The organism is Agromyces humatus, from assembly GCF_021228295.1.
GTDB lineage: Bacteria > Actinomycetota > Actinomycetes > Actinomycetales > Microbacteriaceae > Agromyces > Agromyces humatus.
Map to the genome: position 1 here is coordinate 183,496 of NZ_JAJQPD010000001.1, position 19,480 is coordinate 202,975.

The 19,480-nt window shown below is 70.6% G+C and carries 16 protein-coding genes; 4 read left to right on the forward strand and 12 right to left on the reverse strand.

Going from position 1 to position 19,480, the window contains the following annotated elements:
• Positions 1–39: 39 nt before the first annotated feature.
• The gene (dxr, locus tag LSF15_RS00890) at positions 40–1,125 is read right to left on the reverse strand and encodes a 1-deoxy-D-xylulose-5-phosphate reductoisomerase (RefSeq protein WP_232496643.1); all 1,086 of its coding nucleotides are present in this window, start codon (positions 1,123–1,125) and stop codon (positions 40–42) included.
• Positions 1,126–1,222: 97 nt separating this feature from the next.
• Positions 1,223–1,867 (reverse strand): 4'-phosphopantetheinyl transferase family protein, encoded by a 645-nt coding sequence (locus LSF15_RS00895; protein ID WP_232496644.1) that lies wholly within the window; start codon positions 1,865–1,867, stop codon positions 1,223–1,225.
• An 82-nt stretch (positions 1,868–1,949) separates the two neighbouring features.
• Here LSF15_RS00895 and LSF15_RS00900 point away from each other — a divergent pair, with 82 nt between their 5' ends.
• Entirely contained in the window at positions 1,950–2,714 is a 765-nt protein-coding gene (locus LSF15_RS00900) for a lysophospholipid acyltransferase family protein (protein WP_232496645.1), read from the forward strand.
• Between the two features lie 69 nt (positions 2,715–2,783).
• Positions 2,784–3,710: a hypothetical protein gene (locus tag LSF15_RS00905; protein WP_232496646.1), complete on the forward strand. Its 927-nt coding sequence runs from the start codon at positions 2,784–2,786 to the stop codon at positions 3,708–3,710.
• A 3-nt stretch (positions 3,711–3,713) separates the two neighbouring features.
• Here LSF15_RS00905 and LSF15_RS00910 read toward each other — a convergent pair whose 3' ends face one another.
• Positions 3,714–4,190 carry an OsmC family protein gene (locus LSF15_RS00910; protein WP_232496647.1) on the reverse strand — a complete coding sequence of 159 codons (477 nt, stop codon included), beginning with the start codon at positions 4,188–4,190 and terminating at the stop codon, positions 3,714–3,716.
• A 95-nt stretch (positions 4,191–4,285) separates the two neighbouring features.
• Here LSF15_RS00910 and gabT point away from each other — a divergent pair, with 95 nt between their 5' ends.
• Together gabT and LSF15_RS00920 are read left to right on the forward strand one after the other, a co-directional pair.
• On the forward strand, positions 4,286–5,662 hold the full coding sequence (gabT, locus tag LSF15_RS00915) for a 4-aminobutyrate--2-oxoglutarate transaminase (RefSeq protein WP_232496648.1): 1,377 nt from the start codon (positions 4,286–4,288) through the stop codon (positions 5,660–5,662).
• A gap of 3 nt (positions 5,663–5,665) precedes the next feature.
• On the forward strand, positions 5,666–6,655 hold the full coding sequence (locus tag LSF15_RS00920) for an asparaginase (protein ID WP_232496649.1): 990 nt from the start codon (positions 5,666–5,668) through the stop codon (positions 6,653–6,655).
• Between the two features lie 126 nt (positions 6,656–6,781).
• Here the strand turns inward: LSF15_RS00920 and LSF15_RS00925 are convergent, their stop codons facing one another.
• The 9 genes from LSF15_RS00925 to LSF15_RS00965 all read right to left on the reverse strand — a co-directional run bounded on the left by LSF15_RS00925 (position 6,782) and on the right by LSF15_RS00965 (position 19,472).
• A complete protein-coding gene (locus LSF15_RS00925; RefSeq protein ID WP_232496957.1) occupies positions 6,782–7,582 on the reverse strand; it encodes an ABC transporter permease in 801 nt (266 codons plus the stop codon).
• 98 nt (positions 7,583–7,680) lie between these two features.
• The gene (locus LSF15_RS00930; RefSeq protein ID WP_232496650.1) at positions 7,681–8,592 is read right to left on the reverse strand and encodes an ABC transporter permease; all 912 of its coding nucleotides are present in this window, start codon (positions 8,590–8,592) and stop codon (positions 7,681–7,683) included.
• 2 nt (positions 8,593–8,594) lie between these two features.
• The gene (locus LSF15_RS00935) at positions 8,595–9,794 is read right to left on the reverse strand and encodes an ABC transporter ATP-binding protein (RefSeq protein WP_232496958.1); all 1,200 of its coding nucleotides are present in this window, start codon (positions 9,792–9,794) and stop codon (positions 8,595–8,597) included.
• Between the two features lie 2 nt (positions 9,795–9,796).
• Positions 9,797–11,011 carry a polyamine ABC transporter substrate-binding protein gene (locus tag LSF15_RS00940; protein WP_232496651.1) on the reverse strand — a complete coding sequence of 405 codons (1,215 nt, stop codon included), beginning with the start codon at positions 11,009–11,011 and terminating at the stop codon, positions 9,797–9,799.
• Between the two features lie 87 nt (positions 11,012–11,098).
• The gene (locus tag LSF15_RS00945) at positions 11,099–14,113 is read right to left on the reverse strand and encodes an FtsK/SpoIIIE domain-containing protein (protein ID WP_232496652.1); all 3,015 of its coding nucleotides are present in this window, start codon (positions 14,111–14,113) and stop codon (positions 11,099–11,101) included.
• A gap of 124 nt (positions 14,114–14,237) precedes the next feature.
• A complete protein-coding gene (locus tag LSF15_RS00950; protein WP_232496653.1) occupies positions 14,238–14,888 on the reverse strand; it encodes a zinc-ribbon domain-containing protein in 651 nt (216 codons plus the stop codon).
• Entirely contained in the window at positions 14,885–17,182 is a 2,298-nt protein-coding gene (locus LSF15_RS00955; RefSeq protein ID WP_232496654.1) for a transglutaminase TgpA family protein, read from the reverse strand. Before LSF15_RS00955 ends, LSF15_RS00950 begins: the two co-directional genes overlap by 4 nt.
• Complete coding sequence (locus LSF15_RS18960) at positions 17,179–18,504, reverse strand: DUF58 domain-containing protein (RefSeq protein WP_232496655.1); 1,326 nt, start codon at positions 18,502–18,504, stop codon at positions 17,179–17,181. The genes LSF15_RS00955 and LSF15_RS18960 overlap by 4 nt, the downstream gene beginning before the upstream one ends.
• A complete protein-coding gene (locus tag LSF15_RS00965; protein ID WP_232496656.1) occupies positions 18,501–19,472 on the reverse strand; it encodes an AAA family ATPase in 972 nt (323 codons plus the stop codon). Before LSF15_RS00965 ends, LSF15_RS18960 begins: the two co-directional genes overlap by 4 nt.
• Positions 19,473–19,480 lie beyond the last annotated feature (8 nt).

The window sequence follows — 19,480 nt, forward strand, 5'->3', positions numbered from 1 at the left end:
CGATGGCTTCGAGTGGGCTGGCCGTCTGCTGGGAGCGCGTCAGGCGCGCGCGATGCGGGCGTCGGCGGCGCGCCGGGCCGCCCGCTCGGCGTCGGCGAGCGAGTCGACGGTGAGCGTGCGATCGGATGCCTCGTGCGCGTCGACGACGTCGCGCACGGTGTCGACGATTCCCGTGAATCCGATGCGGCCCGCATGGAACGCCGCCACGGCCTGCTCGTTCGCCGCATTGAACACCGCGGGATACTCGCCGCCGGCCCTGCCCACCTGCTTCGCGAGCGCGACCGCGGGGAAGGCCTCGGCGTCGAGCGGTTCGAAGGTCCACGACTGCGCCGTGGTCCAGTCGAGCGGGCGACCGACCGCCGCGACGCGGTTCGGCCAGTCGAGCCCGAGCGAGATCGGCAGCCGCATGTCGGGCGGCGAGGCCTGCGCGATCGTCGAACCGTCGATGAACTCGACCATCGAGTGCACGATCGACTGCGGGTGCACGACGACGTCGATGCGGTCGTAGTCGACGTCGAAGAGCAGGTGCGCCTCGATGACCTCGAGGCCCTTGTTCACGAGCGTCGCCGAGTTCGTCGTGACGACGAGCCCCATGTCCCAGGTGGGGTGGGCGAGCGCCTCGGCGGGCGTGACGCCGACGAGTTCTGCACGCCGTCGGCCGCGGAACGGTCCGCCCGACGCGGTGAGCACGAGTCGGCGCACCTCGTCGTCGGTGCCCGAGCGCAGCGCCTGCGCGATCGCCGAATGCTCAGAGTCGACGGGCACGATCTGGCCCGGTTGCGCGAGGCGGGTGACGAGGTCGCCGCCCACGATGAGCGACTCCTTGTTGGCGAGTGCGAGCGTGGTGCCGCGCTCGAGGGTCGCCAGGGTCGGTGCGAGCCCGACGGAGCCGGTGATGCCGTTGAGCACGACGTCGGCCTCGACATCTCTGACGAGTTGCACCGCCTCGTCGATGCCGACGGCGGTGTGCTCGACGTGGAATTCCGCGGCCTGCTCGGCGAGCAGCGCCCGGTTCGATCCGACGGCGAGGCCGACGACGTCGAAGCGGCGTGGATTCGCCCGGATGACGTCGAGGGCCTGCGTGCCGATCGAACCTGAGGACCCGAGGATGATGACGCTGCGCACGCCTCAACTGTATGGCCGCGACCGGGCGGCCGCGGGATGGCCCCGGCGCGGGTCATCTGATCGGCCGAGGCGATTCGGCACTGCCGAGACGCGCCGATCAGCCGAGGACGGCGACCGACCCGGCGCGGTTGCCGGGCACCGGAACGTCGTGGAACCGGATGTCGCGCCATCCGGGCCCGAATTCGGGGACGCTGCGCTCGACGCGGCCGACGCCGCCGTCGTCGCCGGGAACCGAGACCGCGAGCGTCGACGGCTCGATGAACCCCGTGTGCCCCACCGCTCGCAGGAGCGCCGACTTCCGCGCCCACAGCGCGGCGCGCACGAGCGGACGCCGCGCGGGGTCGAGCTCGGCGAGCGCCGCGAGCTCGCTCGAATGGAACGCCGCCTCGTCGATGACGTCATCGACGCCGGCGACCGCGGACTCGATGGCGACCCCCACAGGTCGCCTGGTGCCGGCCGCAGCCACGATCGCATCGCCCGAGACCGCGGCGTCTGCGAACCACGCACCACCCGACGGCGTCGTCGGATAGGCGACGACCGGCCGGCCATGCCGCGCGCCGCACACCTCGCACGCGTGCACGAGCTCGACATCGTCGGCCGGCACGCCCGCGCCCCCGGCGACGAGCCGCCGCAGCACCGAGTCGGTGCCGGGCCCTCGACGGCCGCGCACGACCACGAGCACGCGCACGCCCGACTCCTCGAGCTCGATGAGCTCGCCGTCGGCCGTGGCATCCATGGACATGGCTCCAATCCTCCCCCATCAGCGCGGCCCGGGCCGACCGCCGGATATGCCGTGCGGTGCATACCCGTGCTCGTAGGGTCGGATGGTGAGCGAGATCGTGGCCGACGCCGTCCCTGCCGCGCCGGTTCGGCAAGGGCCCCTCTACCGCATCGTCCGTGGCATCCTCAGGCCCCTCGTGCGCCTGATCTACCGGCCGACCATCACCGGCGCCGAGCACGTGCCCAAGCACGGGGCGGTGATCCTCGCCTCGAACCACCTGTCGTTCGTCGACAGCATCGTGATCCCGCTCGCCTCACCGCGCCCGGTGCAGTTCCTCGCGAAGTCGAGCTATTTCACCGGCACCGGATTCTCGGGCTGGGTCTCACGCACCTTCTTCGGCGCCATCGGCGCAGTGCCCGTCGAGCGCGGCGCCGGCTCGCAGGCTCAGGAGGCCCTCGATGCCGGCAAGCGCGTCCTCGACGAGGGCAGCGCGTTCGCGCTCTACCCCGAGGGCACCCGATCGCTCGACGGGCGGCTCTACCGGGGCCGCACGGGTGTGGCATGGCTCGCGCTCACCACCGGCGCCACGGTCGTTCCCGTCGGACTCATCGGCACCGAGCAGATCCAGCCCGTCGGTGCCAGGCTCCCACGCATCAGGCCGGTGACGGTGCGCTTCGGCGAACCGCTCGACCTCGCACACCACGGCGGCGCGACCTCGGGCCGGGCCCGACGCGCCGCCACCGACGAGATCATGACGGCCATCCAGGCGCTCAGCGGGCAGGAGCCGTCGGGCCGATACAACGAGGTGCCGCCCCACGGTGCGCTCGCGCGACTCGCCGACAAGGTCGTCCCGCGCGAGCGGATGTGAACGGATTTCCCAGCAGATGCCGGTGAGGCTCCCAGCCGACGCCGGTCGTGTGCCGGTATCGTCGCTTCGGTGAATTTCACGAAGTCGGCCGCCCGCATCGTCGCGGCGGTGCTCGTACTCGTCGGCCTCGCAGCCTGCACCTCGCCGACGACTCCGAACGAACCATGGGACGGCGGTGCAGCCACCCGGGTCACCCCGACCCCCGAGTTCGAGATCCCCGACGCAGTGGGATTCGACCCCGGGTTCATCGTGAGCGACGACGCGTTCTACGACAGCGGGGCGATGAGCGAGCGCGAGATCCAGACATTCCTCGGCGGGCTCGACTGCCGCCCGGCCGACGACGTGCCGTGCCTCGCCGATTTCCGCGAGACCACGTCGACCCAGCCCGCCGTCGGCGGGGAGCACTGCGCCGAGTACCGAGGCGCGACTGGCGAACGCGCGAGCCGCATCCTCGCGAAGGTCGCGGTCGCGTGCGGGGTGAGCCCGCGCACGCTGCTCGTGCTGCTGCAGAAGGAGCAGTCGCTGCTGACCCGGCCGAACGCGTCGGGATACGAGCGCGCCACCGGCTACGCGTGCCCCGACACCGCCGACTGCGACCAGAAGTACTTCGGGTTCTTCAATCAGGTGTACCACGCGGCGTGGCAGTTCCGGCAGTACACCGAAGAGCCGAAGCGGCAGTACCGCATCGGCACCGTGAAGGTGCAGTACCACCCCGATGCGGCCTGCGGAGCCACCGCGGTCGACGTGCGGAACCAGGCGACCGCGAACCTGTACAACTACACGCCGTACCAACCGAGCCCGGCGACGATCGCCGCCCCCGAGACCGGCGATTCGTGCTCGGCATTCGGCAACCTCAACTTCTGGCGGCTCTGGCACCGTTGGTTCGGCGACCCCGAGACCGAGCGCTATCCGGGATTCCTGCCGGCCTGCACCCGACTCATCGGCGGGCACCCGTGCCCGCCGGGCGCGACGCTGCCGGCCGTGCCGGCGAGCTGACGATCAGCCGACGACGACCGACATCGCCTCGTGGCGCACGGGGAACGCGACCGACGCCGCGATGAAGCACTTCTGCGCCGCCTCGGCATGCAGTTCGTCGGCGAGCGCGAGCATCGACGCGTCGGCCACCGTCACGGTCGGACGCAAGGTGACCTCGGTGAACGCGCCCCCGCCACGGCCGTCCTCATGCATCGTGCCCGTCGGGGCGTCGGTGTACGCGCGCACCACGACCCCGTGGTTGGTCGCCACGTGCAGGTACGACAGCATGTGGCACTGGCTGAGTGCGGCGAGCAGCAGCTCCTCTGGGTTCCAGCGCTCGCGGTCGCCGTGGAAGACGCGGTCGCTCGACCCGTCGATCTCGTGGAGCTTGCCGACGGCGCGCACGACGTGCTGCCTGCCGTAGGCGCGATAGCCGCTCGTGCCCTCGCCGCGGTCGCCCTGCCACTCGAGTGCCACCTCGTACCGATGTTCGCCCAGCATCGGATCCTCCGCCTCTCGCGCCGCCCCGTGACATCCGATTCTGCCGTATGCGCGGCCGCGGTGCGCCCGGCCTGCGGCGATAGGGTTGAGACACCATGACTGACACCCAGATCTCCGCCCAGAAGGCTGCCGCCCCCGTCTACTCGGTGCCGCAGCAGCGCAAGGTCGTGACCGCCATCCCCGGTCCGAAGTCTCAGGAGCTGCACGACCGCCGCTCGAAGGTCGTCTCCGCCGGCGTCTCATCGGCCCTTCCCGTCTACATCGAACGCGCCAACGGCGCGATCCTCGTCGACGTCGACGGCAACCAGTTCATCGACTTCGGTGCGGGCATCGGCGTCACGACCGTCGGGCACACCGAGGCGCGTGTCGTCGAAGCGGCCGCGGGGCAGCTGCAGGACGTCATTCACACCCTCTTCACGATCACGCCCTACGAGGAGTACGTGCGCGTGGCCGAACTGCTCGCCGAGCACACGCCGGGCAGCTGGGCGAAGAAGAGCGTGCTCGTGAACTCGGGGGCGGAGGCCGTCGAGAACGGCGTGAAGATCGCCCGCAAGTTCACCGGTCGCCGTGGCGTCGCGGTGCTCGACCACGCGTACCACGGACGCACGAACCTCACGATGGCGATGAACTTCAAGGCGATGCCGTACGCGAGCGGGTTCGGCCCCCTCGCCGGCGACGTCTACCACGCGCCGAGTTCGTATCCGTACCGCGACGGGCTCTCGGGCACCGACGCGGCGGCCCGCACCATCGCCTACCTCGAGAAGGTCATCGGCGCGGCAGACCTCGCGTGCCTGGTCGTCGAGCCCATCCAGGGCGAGGGCGGCTTCATGGTGCCCGCCGACGGGTTCCTGCCGACGCTGCAGGGCTGGTGCACCGAGAACGGCGTCGTCATGATCGCCGATGAGATCCAGTCGGGCATGGCCCGCACCGGCCGCTACTACGCGAGCGAGCACTTCGACTGGGAGCCCGACCTGGTGCTCTCGGCCAAGGGCATCGCGGGCGGACTGCCCCTCGCGGCGGTCACCGGCCGGGCCGAGATCATGGATGCCTCGCAGCCCGGCGGCCTCGGCGGCACCTTCGGCGGCAATCCCGTCGCGTGCGCCGCGGCGATCGCGGTGTTCGAGTCGATCGAGCACGACGACCTGCTGGCCGAGGCACGGCGCATCGAGGCGACCTTCACCGAGGGCCTCGAGCGGCTCAAGCAGCGCTACGACATCATCGGCGACATCCGCGGCAAGGGCGCGATGATCGCCATCGAACTCGTGCAGCCCGGCACCGGCGACACCACGAAGGAGCCGAACGCCGAGGCGGTGGGGGCGCTCGTCGCCTACGCCGCACAGAACGGCGTGCTGTTCCTCAGCGCCGGCACCTATGGCAACGTGCTGCGGTTCCTGCCGAGCCTCGCCGTCACCGACGAACTCATCGAAGACGGCCTGCGCGTGCTCGACGACGGCCTCGCGGCCCTCGGCTGAGTCGTGACCGGCACATTCTCCGTCGCAGATTCCGTCGAGCTCGCCGTGGTCGAACGCAGTGGTTTCATCGAGTCCAGGCACGCCGGCTCCGCCATCGTGCTCTCCCCCGAAGGCGAGGTGCTTCGCGCTCTCGGCGACGTGACGACGCCGATCTTCCCGCGCTCCTGCCTGAAGCCGTTCCAAGCGGTCGCCGTGATGACCTCGGGCGTCACGCTGCGAGGCGAAGACGCCGCGATCGCCAGTGCCAGCCACTCCGGCACCGCAGCACACGTCGCACTCGTGAGAAAGCTCCTCGAGCGCGCCGCGCTGCCCGTGTCCGCTCTCGGCTGTCCGCCCGCCGCGCCGACCGACCGGGTGGCCCGCGACGAGTTGATCCGCTCAGGTGGGCCGCGTGACCGGGTCTACATGAACTGTTCGGGCAAGCACGCCGCGATGCTCAACGCGTGCGTCGAGAACGGTTGGTCGCTCGACGACTACCTCGACCCTCACCACCCCCTGCAGAAGCGCATCCTCGACGTCGTCGAGCGCTTCACGGGCGAGCGCCCCGCCTCGACCGCGGTCGACGGCTGCGGTGCCCCCGTGCACGCCATCAGCCTCACGGCGCTCGGTCGCGGCGTGCAGAAGATCACGACGGCGGCGACGACCTCGCCGTTCGCGCTCTACCGCGAGGCAGCCGCGCTCACCGAGGCCGTTCGCGAGCACCCGTGGGCGGTCGGCGGACCCGGTCAGCCAGACACGGTCGCGATCGAACGGCTCGGGGTCTTCGCGAAGGTCGGGGCCGAAGGCGTCATGGTCATGACGGCGAAGAACGGCACGACCACGGCGCTCAAGGTGCTCGACGGTTCCTCGCGCGCGTCGACGATCATCGCGCTGCGACTGCTCGCCGCAGCGGGTGCCGTCGACGACGAGGCGATCGACGCCGTGCAGACCGAGCTCGATCTCTGGGTCATGGGCGGCGAACGACGGGTCGGCAGCGTACGCGCCACCATCTGAACGGGTCCGCATGGCGCGTGCCCACGGCTCACGCGCTCACGAAGCGAACGGATGCCGCGGGGGCGACTCCCCCGCGGCATCCGCCATACTCGGCCTCGGTTCGGGTCGCCGAGGCTCACACTCGCGTCAGCTGAGCTTGGCGAGGCGCTTCGCGCGTGCCGCCCTCGACACCTGCGCGACGATCACGAGCACGAGGGCGAAGAGGAACACCGCCGACGCGATCACGTTGGCTTCGGCGGGGATGCCGCGCGACGCCGAGATGTAGATGTACTTCGGGAACGTCGACACCGAGCCCGAGTTGAAGTTGGTGATGATGAAGTCGTCGAAGCTCAGGGCGAACGAGAGCAGTGCCGCCGCCAGGATGCCGGGCACGAGCAGCGGGAACGTGACCCGCCAGAACACCTGCGACGGTGAACCGTAGAGATCTCGCCCGGCCTCTTCGAGCGCCGGATCGAGGCTCGCGACGCGAGCCTTGACCGTGACCACGACGAAGCTGATGCAGAACATCGTGTGCGCCAGGATGATCGTCGTCATGTCTTTCGGGACGCCCACCGCGAGGAACTGCGCCGCGAGGCCCGCGCCCAGGACGACCTCGGGGGTGGCCATCGGCAGGAAGAGCAGCAGGCTGATCGACGACCTGGCGCGGAACCGGTAGCGTACGAGCGCGATCGCGATCATCGTGCCCAGCGTCGTGGCGATGACCGTCGCGACGAGGCCGATCACGATGCTGTTGGCGAAGGCCTCGCACACCGCGCCGCCCTCGACGTTGCAGACGTTGAGCCACTTGTCGAACGTGAAGCCGCGCCACGAGATGTTCGACTTGATGGAGTCGTTGAACGAGAACACGAGCGTGTAGACGATCGGGATGAGCAGGAACACGAACGCGAGGACGGTGTAGACGGGCAGCAGCCAGTCGCCGAGACCGATGCGCTGCCGTCGCACGCGCCCGCCGCGATGCCCCGAGTCCTCGAGTTGCTCGCTCTCTTGGAGCCCGCCGAGCACGGCGGCTGCCTGGACTTCGCCGCTCACAGCAGGTCCTCCGTTCCGGAACGCCTCACGTAGATGCCGACGAGCACGAGGATCGCGGCCATGAGGATGATCGACAGCGCCGCGGCCGCCGGGTAATTGAGCAGCACGAGGAAGTTCGCCTCGATGACGTTGCCCATCATCTGCGTGTCGGGCCCGCCGAGGAAGTCGCGACTCGCATTCACGTAGTCGCCCGCGGCCGGGATGAAGGTCAGCAGCGTGCCCGCCACGATGCCCGGCATCGAGAGCGGGATCGTCACCTTTCGGAACACCGTGAACGGGTTGGCGTAGAGGTCGCTGCCCGCCTCGAGGTAGCGCAGGTCGAGGCGCTCGAGGGTCGTGTACAGCGGCAGCGTCATGAACGGGATGAAGTTGTAGGTCAACCCGAAGATGACGGCGGCCGGTGTGCCGGTGAAGTGCGCATCGGGTGCCATCAGCGAGAGCGCCTTCAGCGAGGTGATGATGAACGACTCGTCGGAGAGCAACTGCTTCCACGCGAGGGTGCGCAGCAGGAAGCTGATGAAGAACGGTGCGATCACGAGGACGAGCATGACGCTCTGCAGCAGCGGCCAGCGCCGCGCCTTCACGCCGATGAAGTACGCGAGGGGGTAGCTGAACGCGAGGGCGAGCACCGTCGCGACGAGCGCGTAGCCGAACGAACGCAGGATGTGCGGCCAGTACTCCTGCACCACGGTGACGTAGTTCTGCCAGTTGAACGCGTAGTCGTAGACGCCGATGTCACCGAACTCGTTCGGCGCCTGCAGCGACGTGAGGATGAGCGAGATGAGTGGCGTCAGGAAGAAGAGCACCATGTAGAGGATGCCGGGCAGGAGGAGGAAGAGCGCGATCCGGCTCTTCCGCTTCGGTGCCTGCGGCTGCGCCTCCGTCGTGGCGAACGCTGCGAAGGCCATCGTCAGCTCTCCTCGAGCTCCGCGACGAGCGCTTCGCGACGCTGCACGGCGATGGCGTGCGTGTCGTCGTCTGCTGCGAACTTCCCGGCGTCCGCCGGGTCGTCGTCGAGACCGAAGCCGTGCTCGACATCCCAGCTGACCCATACCTCGTCGCCCTCGGACGCGATCGGGCCGATGCCGATGTTCTGCGCGAAGACGGTCACCGTGCCGACGCCGGTGATCGACACGATGTACTGCGTGCTGACACCCGAGAACGACACGTCGATGACGTGACCGGGGCCGAGCACGTTGCGCGACGGCGACACCGCCGGTGCATCGCGGTGGAGCGCGACCTTCTCGGGCCGCACCCCGATGGTGACCTCGCCCTGGTGTCGTGCGGCGCGAGTGGTGGGCACGACCAGGCGCGTTCCCTGCACGTCGACCGCGATCGCGGTGTCGGTCGTGCCGGCGACCCTGCCGGTGAACAGGTTGGACTGGCCGAGGAAGTTGGCGACGAACACCGTGCGCGGGAGCTCGTAGAGCTGTTCGGGCGCGCCCATCTGCTCGATCGAGCCCTTGTTCATGACGGCGACGGTGTCGGCCATGGTCATGGCCTCCTCCTGGTCGTGCGTCACGTGGAGGAACGTGAGGCCGACCTCTTCCTGGATCGTCTTGAGCTCGAGCTGCATCTGCCGACGCAGCTTCAGGTCGAGCGCGCCGAGTGGCTCGTCGAGCAGTAGCAAGGCCGGACGGTTGACGATCGCCCGGGCGAGCGCCACGCGCTGCTGCTGCCCGCCCGAGAGCTGCGCCGGGCGACGCTGCGCCAGGTGGTCGAGCTCGACGAGCCGCAGCGCCTCGTGCGCGCGGGCGTCGGCGTCGCCGATGCGGCGGCGCCTCAACCCGAATGCGACGTTCTCGATGATCGACATGTGCGGGAACAGCGCATAACTCTGGAACACTGTGTTGACCGGGCGCTGATGCGCCTTCGTCTCGGTGACGTCGGTGCCGCCGATGAGGATGCGTCCGCGCGTGGGCTCCTCGAGCCCGGCGACGAGGCGCAATGTCGTCGTCTTACCGCAGCCGGAGGGGCCGAGCAGGGCGAAGAACGATCCGGCGGGGATGGTCAGGTCGAGCTCTTCGATCGCGGTGAATCCGGGGAAGCGCTTCTGGATTCCTACGAGCTCGAGGTCGGCACCTCGCTCGGCGAATTCGCGAACGGACACGCTCACGACCCCAGCAGAATGGCCTGGAACTCGGCCTGGTACTTCTGCTCTTCGGCACCCGAGAGCGAGCGGAAGATGTGCGCCTGCGACAGCGTCTCTTCATTCGGGAAGATCAGCTGGTTCTCCGCGAGTTCGGGGTCGATCGCGATCGCGGCCTCCTTGGCACCGACGACCGGGGTGATGTAGTTCACCCAGGCGGCCACCTCGGCGGCGACCTCGGGCTCGTAGTAGTAGTTGATGAGCGTCTCGGCGTTGGTCTTCCGCGGCGAGCCGATCGGCACGATGAAGTTGTCGTTCCAGAGCGTTCCGCCCGCCGATGGGATCGCGAACTCCCACTTGTCGCCGGCCTCGGCGTTGATCACCGTGATGTCGCCCGACCAGACGATCGCGGCGAGCGTGTCTTCGCTCTTCAGGTCTTCGAGGTACGAGTTGCCCTTGATGTTGCGCACCTGGCCATCGGCGACCTGCTTGTCGAGCTCCTCGATCGCCGCACTGAACTCCGCGTCGCCCCAGTCGCCGGCGATGTCGACGCCCTGCTCGAGCATGATGCAGCCCATCGTGTCGCGCATCTCGGAGAGGACGCCGACACGGCCCTTGAGCGACGCATCCCAGAGGTCGGACACGCTCGAGAGCCCGCCGGGGATCGCCTCCTTGTTCCAGGCGATGCCGGCGAAGCCGCCCTGCCACGGCACCGAGAACTTGCGCTCGGGATCGAAGTCGGGATTCTGCAGTGAAGGCGTGAGGTTCGCGAGATTCGGCAGGTTCGCGTGGTCGAGCTCCTGCCCGTAGCCGAGCCTGATCCAGCGGGCGATCATCCAGTCGGTGAGCACCGAGAGATCGGCACCGATGTCCTGGCCCAGTGCGAGCTGGTCTTTCACCTTGCCGTAGTAGGTGTTGTTGTCGTCGACGGCGACCTCGTAGTTGACCTCGATGCCGGTCTCCTCGGTGAACGCGACCAACGTCGGGTAGTTGCCGGCGTCGTCCTCGTCGATGTAGGCCGCCCAGTTCGCCCAGTTGAGCGTCTTGTCGGTCGACGACGTGTCGGCGGCGGGCGTGGGCTTCGTTGCGCCGCCACCGGCCGAGCACGCCGCGAGTGCCAGCGCGGTCGCGCCGGCTCCCGCGCCGGCGAGCAGAGTACGGCGGTTCAGCTGTGCTCGGCGCGCCTGCGCGATCAGGCTGCGGATCATCGGGTCTTGGGGAAGAGGCCGGGGGCTCACGAGCGACTCCATTCGTTGCAGGCTCATTCGGGGTGGGAAGATACTGACACACTGCAGGCCCATTTGCTCCCAATAATGTCCGAATCGTTAATTTTCGGGAACATTCGATTCGGATTCAGTGCCTCGCTCGGCTTCCCACGCCGGATTCGGTTGTATGGTCGGCGGCCAGTCGTACCGCCGGGCGGGCGCTCCCCCGAAACTCGCCCAGCACTGGCCACCGCCCTCGTCGAGCAGCGGGGGCAACGCTCGGTCCCTGATCAGGGCCCGATACTCCGGTGCGCCGCCGTGCACCACGATGACGGCCTCCTCGCGGATACGCGCGGCCATGGCCCAGTTCGCAGCCCATGCGTCGGCGTCGCCGACGATCACGGTCGGCCCGGGGTGACCGGCAGCCGCGGAGACCGCGCGCCCCGCGACATCCGCCCCCGAAGCGATGAGGATCGGAACCGCGCCGGCCGAGCGGATCGCCGCCGCTGCAGCGCTCGTGCCGGCAGCGACGACCGCATGGACTCCGCCGCCCTGCAGCACGAGCGGCCGCTCACCGCCGGCCTCGGGCTGCGGCATCGGTTCGGCCTCGACCACCTGCACCCGAAGTCCACGCCACTGGGCCGAACCGGGCGGCTCGTCGGCGCGCCACAGACCGCCGACCCCGCCCGACTGCACGAGATCCGACCTCGTGGCATGGTGCAGCAGCAGGCGCGCTCCGAACGCGTCGCGCAGCCCCGAACCCAGCCCATGCCCCTGCGAGACGGCCGCGGCGACCCAGAGCCCCCGTGCACGCCCCTCGCGGAGCAACGCCTCGACCGCGTCGAGCGCGGCCAGGCGATAGTCGTCGGGCCACGACCGGAACCGGACGTCGAGGTCGTCGATGACGACGAGCCGCGGGCAGTCGCCGCCGCCGCGCACCGCCGCGAGCAGGCCGTGCAACGTATCCCACACCGCACTTCGCGCGCCGTCGAGCAGGAGCACCGAAGCGGTGCCGTGCACCGCGGCCACGGCCCCCGCTGCAGCCGCCAGCGCTCCGGTGCGGCCGCTTCCGGGTGCGCCGAGCACGAGGAGGTGCCCATCGGCCGCAGGCGTCCACGTCGCGAGACTGCGGCGCTGGTGGTGCGGTTCGTCGGCGAGGCCGATCGCGAATCCATCGGTGTCGGCAGCGGCGGTGCGCGGTGCTGCCGCATCCGCGGCACCGCCGGCGGATCGCACGAGCGAAACGAGCCGGTCGCGCCCGACACGGCTCGGCAACGGATCGAGCCATGGCCGTCGAGCCCGGGCCCCCGCCGCGTTCGCGACCCGCGCCCCGGTGAGCGCCGCGACATCGGCGACCGCCGACTGGAATGTGATCGCGCGCCCGTCGCCGCGATCGACGATGCCACGACCGGGGGTGTCGGGCGCGATCTCGGCAGCCGACTCGGTGCCCACGACGGCGAGGCTGTCGGTGCGCTGCATCACCCGCAACGACACCCGGATCGCGCAGTTGGCCGTGATCTGCTCGCGCACGACGCCGTTGGGCCGCTGCGAGGCGAGCACCAGGTGCACGCCGAGTGATCGGCCGCGCGCCGCGATGTCGGCGATCACCGAGCCGAGGTCGGGGAATCGCTCGATCATGGCCTGGAACTCGTCGACGACGAGGACGAGCCGGGCCAACTCGATTCCGGCATCGAGCGAGCGGATGTCCCGGGCACCGGCCTGCGCAAGCACGCGCTCGCGGTGGCGCAGCTCGGCACGAAGGCTCATCACCGCACGCTCGGCCTCGCCCTCATCGAGATCGGTGACGATTCCGGTCACGTGCGGGAGCTCGCGGATCGGCTCGAACGCGGCTCCGCCCTTGAAGTCGACGAGCAGGAACGCGACACGATCGGGCGGGTACGCACGCGCGAGCCCCGTGAGCCACGAGAGCAGGAACTCGCTCTTGCCGCTGCCCGTCGTGCCGGCGACGAGCGCATGCGGGCCGTGATGCACGAGGTCGATCACGAGCGGGCCCGCGCCCGCCGCGCCGACCGCGACCGCGAGCGATGCCCGCGATGCACGGTCGACGACCGGTTGATCGAGCTCGCCGAGCACCACGCGAGCGGGCAGCTCGGCGCCGGCCGTCGCCACGCCGGCGCGTTCGGCGACGAGAGTCGACGCCTCAGCCCAGGCGAGTGCGTCGGCCGCACCCGTGACGGCCGGCACCACCGGCGCCGGTGGAACGCCGCCGGGGCGCCGCACGAACGCCGAACCCGGTGCGTCGACGTGGACGATCGTCTGAAGTCCGGGAGGCAGCGCCGACGTCTCGGTGGCGACGGCGATCAGCGCCGTGCCCCCGGTCGCGCGGCCGTTCGACCGGGATCCGAACCTGCTCGGCGGATCGGCTTCGTTCGCGGGCGCACCGCCGCCGCCGCGGTCGAGCACTCGCAGCCGCTCGGTGCCCGTGCCCGAGTGGGGCAGTCGCGCGGCCCACTCCCACTCGGTGGAGCGGGGAAGCTCGAGTGCGAGTTCACCGGGGACCCCGTGGTGGGCGCACTGCACGAGCGCCGCTCGCGCGGCAGCGAGGGCGAGCGGGCGTGCACCCACGAAGCCGACGCCTCCGTATGGATCGGCCAGCACCGGCGCGCCCTCGAGCGATGCGGCCCGAGCCAACAGCTGGCGCTCGTCGGAGTCGGTCGGCGAGCCGTCGACGCGCAGGTGGCTGCGTATCGGTCCGCTGCCCACGACGATGGCCGGCAGCGGGCCGCCCTGCCACGCGGGCGGCGTCGTGCGCGCGACGAGGGAGGCGGGTGACGGAGCTCTGCGCCACGCGGCGCGACGCTCGCATTCATGCCGCACCTCGATCTCGGCGCGGAGCTCATCGAGCCTGCGGGCGCGCTCGACACGAGCCCGCCGGAGTCGGGCGCGCCCCTGCCGCTTCGCGTCGAACACGGACGCGACCGCCACCACCGGGCCGAGGATCGCGAAGACGAGCGAGAACGGCGACCCGGTGATCGCCCACAGCGCCAGCGCTCCGACGACGGGTGCGAGCACCGCGAGCAGCGGGAATGCGGGTCGCTCGGGTTCGCCCGGCGGAGAGGGCAACGCGAGCGGGAGATCGACGACTGGCGGTTCGGTGGGTTCGAGCGGGCGCACGGAGACATCCGATCAGCTGCCGACGCCGCGAGCACGCCCGATCGGCGCAGCCGTGCGGAACCGCCGGCGAAGCGTTCCTGTCGAGGACGAGTGACCGGCGCGCTCGAGGGGGGCCGGGATCAGATCAGCCGACGACGAACGACTGCTCGGCGAGCTCGACCCGGCTTCCGCGCGGCACGAGATAGCGTCGCCCGGGCTCGCAGCGCAACGCTCCATCGTCGGGGCGCCGCACGACCGTGCCGTTCGCCGAGAACCGGTCGGCGACCCACAGGGTGCCCTCGTGTTCGCCGAACTCGAGGTGGGTCTTCGAGACCGAAAGGGTGCGGTCGGCGATCTGCACGAGATGGTCGTAATGCTCGCCCGGTTGCGGCAACGGGCGCCGGCCGATGAGGCCGTTTCCGGAGACCGTTCGCGTCTCGCCGGTGCTGAACTTCAGGACGAACCGCGACGGATGCCCCGGGGCCGAAGTCGCGGGCTGCGCCTCGGCGTCGGGCGCGACATCCGAATCGATCGCGGTGTCTGCCCCATCGGACCCGATCATGGCCGGCTCGGCACCGGACTCGATGGCGGTCGCAGCCCGGAATCCATCGACCGGGACGCTCACCACGCCGCTGTTGCGGCGCGACGGACGCTCGAGGGGATCGAGGATCGTGGTGTCGCCCGGCCGTGGGTCGGCGCGCCGCCGAGACTCGGGCGTCGCGCTCGTCGAGCTGCCGCATTCGCCGCAGAACATGGCACCGTCGGGCAGCTCCGCACCGCAGATTCGGCAGCTCACGTTCGGCCTCCCCTCCGCGTGACAGCGTACCCGCCGAGCGAGGACAACGAGACGGCGGCGCGAAGCCGGTCGCGGGTGCTGCGAGACTCGCTCAGACGCTGCGCCAGATCATCGACCGTGTGCCAGACGCGGTGGTCGTCGTCGTCACCGGGGCCGTTCGGCGCGAACACCGCACGATCGACGACCGACGCGAGCACGAGCGGACCGAGCCCGCCGACCGTCGCCGCCTGTTCGGCGCGCGTCGCCGTCGGCGAGATCGCATATCCGTAATCGGACGCGATGTCGGCGAACTCGTCCCAGCCGCCCTCGATGCGCTCGACCGCGGTCGGTGCGCGCCGCCGCAGCCGGCGACGCCGCAGCTTCGCGACGATGATGGCCAGGAACGGGCTCACCAGCACCGCGAGCCCGAGGATGACGAACCCGGCGATCTCGAGCACGCCGAGCAGCACCGCCAGCCACTCGTCGCCGGCGCCGTCGCCGTCGTCGGGCGCTGCGTCGGGGTCGGCGTCGTAGTCGTCGACCGGAGTGCGTTCCGCCGGAGGCGGCAGGGCCGACTGGGGCCGCGAGACGATGTTGGGCTCGGTGGCTTCCGGGGGCGGCACGGGCCCCGGCGGCGGGTTCGGGTCGACGGCGACCCATGCGCCGTCATCGTCCTGCACCTCGATCCACGCCTGGCGATCGGCGCTGCGGAAGCGCGTCACCCCGGCCGCGTCGTCGGTCGGCTTCTCGGGCTGCATGTAACCGACGACCACGCGGGCGGGGAACCCGATGCGCCGCGCCATGAGGGCCGCCGCCACGGCGTACTGCTCGCCGTCGCCCAGCATCGGTTGCTTGGTGGCGAGCTCGCTCAGCCGGTCGAGCGAGTGCCCCGATCGGCTGAACTCCTCATCGTCGAGACCGTGACTGACGTACCCGTGCTCATGGAAGCCGGCGATGACCTGGGACAGTCGCAGGCCCTGATCGCCGGATGCCGGGGCCCACCGCTCGAGCAGGCTCTCGAGCTCCTCAGGCAGGTCGGGCGTCGCCGGCAGCACGCTCGTCCCGGGTTGCAGCTCGGCGAGGTCGGGCACCGGCATCGGCACCGGCACCGTCGACGTGGCCTCATACGACTCGCCCGACCGGAGTCCGTGCTGTGTCGCGCCGGTACCGGTGACGTCGTTGTAGTAGTACGCGTCGGTGCGCGCGACGGCGTCGCGTCCCTCGAACGTGATTCGCTCGAGCTGGCCGATACCGGGCACCCACACCTCGTCGTAGCCCTCGACGTCGACGGCGATATCCACGGTGGTGCCGATCGCGTCGGACTGGTCGAGTCGGTACGGCACGCGCGCGAACCGCCCCGAGAGGGTGTTGCCGTCACGGCCGCCGACCGTGTACACGACCCCATCGTAGGTATCGAGCGCCGCGATGCGGAGGCCGGCGCCCGGTGGCAGCCCCGTCACCTCGAGCATGGTCTCGTCCGCGACCTCCTCGCGGAATGCCGCACGGAACCCTGCGAGCGGGCTGTCGTGCTCATGAGGCTCGAACGGCGGCTCGAGTTCTGCTCGCACGACGTTCCGTTGCGGGCCCGGGAGGGCGAGTGACGCGGCCGTCGCACCGATGAGCGCGACGGCGATGAGCGCGGATGCCCCGAACACGCGCCGCGCGTCGGCGACGGCACCGTCGACGCGTCGGCCGCGGGTGATCGCCCGGCGCTTCGCGATCGCGACCCGCACGAGCCATGCGACGACGGTGACGAGGAACACCAGGCCCGCCTGGAGTGCGATGCCGGTGTGGACGACGCCGAGCGCGATGCCCGCGAGGAGCAGCACCGCCGGTGGAATCACCGCCGCGGCGGGATGGCGGCTGCGAAGCGCGATCGTCACGGCGGCGGTCGCGCATGCGAGTCCGAGCAGGAACGGCGGAACCAGGAGCGCCTGGTACGAACCCACGGGCACGGCGATCGTGACGAGCTGCTTCCATGAGAGGGCCGCCCCGGTCACGAGCTCGAGCAGGCCCGCAGGCGTCGGCAGCACGCCCAGCACGGCCCGATCGGGAACCGCGACGGGAACGCCGACCACGAGGTACGTTGCGGCGACCCCCGCCACCACCGCCCAGGCGGGCCATCGGCGCCAGGCACCGACAACGCCGATCGCAGATCCGAGGACGATCGCCGCGCCCGCGGCCACGAAGAACGCAGGGCTCTCGTAGATCGGCCACCAGGGGATCATCGCCGCACCGAGCATCGCGACGACGAGCACGACGGTCACCGCCGTCGGTGCGAACCGATCGGCGCCTGCCGGAGCCCGGGCGATCATGCGACCGACGCCGTTCGTGCGAGCATCGCCCGCAGGTCTTCGAGGTAGCCGATGTCGAACACGGTGAGGCCGGCGACGGTGCGCGAGCTCGCCTCACCCTCGGGCGAGCACTGCACCGCGAGCACCTCGACCCCTGCGGGCACCCGGCCCGCCGCAGAACGCAGCGAGGCGATGCCCCGGGCGGTGCCGGTGACGAGGATCACGAGGGAGATGCCGTGCAATGTCTCGACCGCGCTGCGCGCGACATCGGGCAGCAACGCCGCCCGTGGCTCGCGCTCGATCACGCAGAGCGCGTCGACCAGCCGATCCCGCGAGACGGTGGGCAGCTCGCGCATCGGCCCGCCGAGCCGGCTGCCGCTCGCCGACCGCGGCCCCGACACCACGAACGAGACGCTGCGGGCGTCGCGGATCGCCCGAGCGCCGACGGAGGCCGCCGCGCCGACCGCGAGCTCGAACTCGGCGTCGTCGACGTACGCTCCGGGTTCGAGGTCGAGCAGGATCATGAGCCGGCTGCGACGCGACTCCTCGAACTGCCGAACCATGAACGTGCCCGTCTTCGCCGAGCTGCGCCAGTGGATGTAGCGTCGATCGTCGCCGGGAACGTATTCGCGCAGCGCGTGGAACGCGATGTCGCTCGAGGTGAGGTCGCGAGTCGGGAAGCCCTCGAGATCGCGGATGAATCCGGTGCTCAGCGCGCTGATCGACACCGTGCGCGGATGCACCCGGAGCTCGGCCATCTCGGACCACACGATCTCGCGCCGCATGAGCCCGATCGGATCGGCGCGCACCGTCCGCACGGGGCCGATCGGGACGATGCCGCGCCGATCGGTCGGGATGGCGAACTGCTCGTCGAACGCACTCCCGCGCGCCAGTCTCGGGAGGACGCGCTCGAAGACCCTCGCGCCGACCGGGAGTTCGAGTTGGACGCCGCGGAATCCACGGCGACCGGGGTTCGCCGCGACGAGGCGCGCGAGGGCCGGCTCACCCACGACCACCCGTGGCGTCGGAACCAGCAACCGCAGCTCGCCCGCGCCCCGGCCGATCAGCCAGAGTGCCGCGACCGAGACGATCACGACGAGGCCCCAGGCGATGGCGATGATCTCGAGCAAGCCCCAGCCGTACCCGACGACGATCGCGACGATCGCGGCGGCGATGACCGACCACCCGAGCGGCGTGACGACGCCCCGCACTGCTCGTGCCCCCCGCCGGATCGCCACCGCGGCGGTACGGGCGCCGAGCAGGGCACGCTCGATGACCACCGCGAGCAGGCCGCGCTTCTTGGCCTCCTCGGGAATGCTCGTGTGGGTCTGGGCGAAGGTCACACGGCCTGCCTCGTGGAGGGTGGCGGCGTTTCGATGAGCACCTGCGCGATCATGTTCGACGCCGTGACGCCGTCGAACTCGGCTTCGGGGTCGAGAATGATGCGGTGCGCGAGCACCGGTTCTGCGAGCGCCTTGATGTCGTCGGGCACGACGTAGTGCCGGCCGCGACCGGCCGCGTGGGTCTTCGCCGTGCGGATGAGCGCGAGCGCGCCGCGCACGCTCACGCCGAGCCGCACCTCGCCCGCGGTGCGGGTCGCGTCGACCAGCCGCGACACGTAGTCGTGGATGGTCGGGTCGACGTAGACCGTGCGGGCGAGCGCAGCGAGCTCGATGATCTCGTCGGCGTCGAGTTGCGCGTCGACGCGCTGGTCGTGCGCCCGCTGGTCGGCACCCTCGAGGATGCGGATGGTGGAGGCGTGGTCGGGATACCCGATCGACGAACGGATGAGGAACCGGTCGAGCTGCGCCTCGGGCAACCGGTAGGTTCCCGCCTGCTCGACCGGGTTCTGCGTCGCGATGACCATGAACGGATGCCCCACCGGGTGCGTCTGGCCGTCGACCGTGACCTGCCCCTCCTCCATGACCTCGAGCAGGGCCGACTGGGTCTTCGGGCTCGCGCGGTTGATCTCGTCGGCGAGCACGATGTTGGCGAAGACGGGACCGGGGTGGAATTCGAAGAGCCCGCTGCGCTGGTCGTAGACCGTGACGCCGGTGATGTCGCCCGGGAGGATGTCGGGCGTGAACTGCACCCGGTTGCTCGTTCCGGCGACGGACTGGGCCATGGCGCGAGCGAGCGAGGTCTTGCCGGTGCCGGGCACGTCGTCGAGCAGCAGGTGCCCCTCGCTCAGGAATGCGGTGAACGCGAGCCGGATCACGCGGTTCTTGCCGAGGAGCACCTCTTCGACCGCGCCGACGAGTCGGTCGAGCGTTGCCGCGAATGCTGCGGCCTCTTCGGCGGTCATCGTCATGTGCGTTC

What these genes read in the sequence shown, in the direction of transcription:
- LSF15_RS00895 (WP_232496644.1), bottom strand. Translation starts at nt 1,867, where the DNA reads ATGTCCATGGATGCCACGGCCGACGGCGAGCTCATCGAGCTCGAGGAG.
- LSF15_RS00900 (WP_232496645.1), top strand. Translation starts at nt 1,950, where the DNA reads ATGGTGAGCGAGATCGTGGCCGACGCCGTCCCTGCCGCGCCGGTTCGG.
- LSF15_RS00910 (WP_232496647.1), bottom strand. Translation starts at nt 4,190, where the DNA reads ATGCTGGGCGAACATCGGTACGAGGTGGCACTCGAGTGGCAGGGCGAC.
- gabT (WP_232496648.1), top strand. Translation starts at nt 4,286, where the DNA reads ATGACTGACACCCAGATCTCCGCCCAGAAGGCTGCCGCCCCCGTCTAC.
- LSF15_RS00930 (WP_232496650.1), bottom strand. Translation starts at nt 8,592, where the DNA reads ATGGCCTTCGCAGCGTTCGCCACGACGGAGGCGCAGCCGCAGGCACCG.
- LSF15_RS00955 (WP_232496654.1), bottom strand. Translation starts at nt 17,182, where the DNA reads ATGATCGCCCGGGCTCCGGCAGGCGCCGATCGGTTCGCACCGACGGCG.
- LSF15_RS00965 (WP_232496656.1), bottom strand. Translation starts at nt 19,472, where the DNA reads ATGACGATGACCGCCGAAGAGGCCGCAGCATTCGCGGCAACGCTCGAC.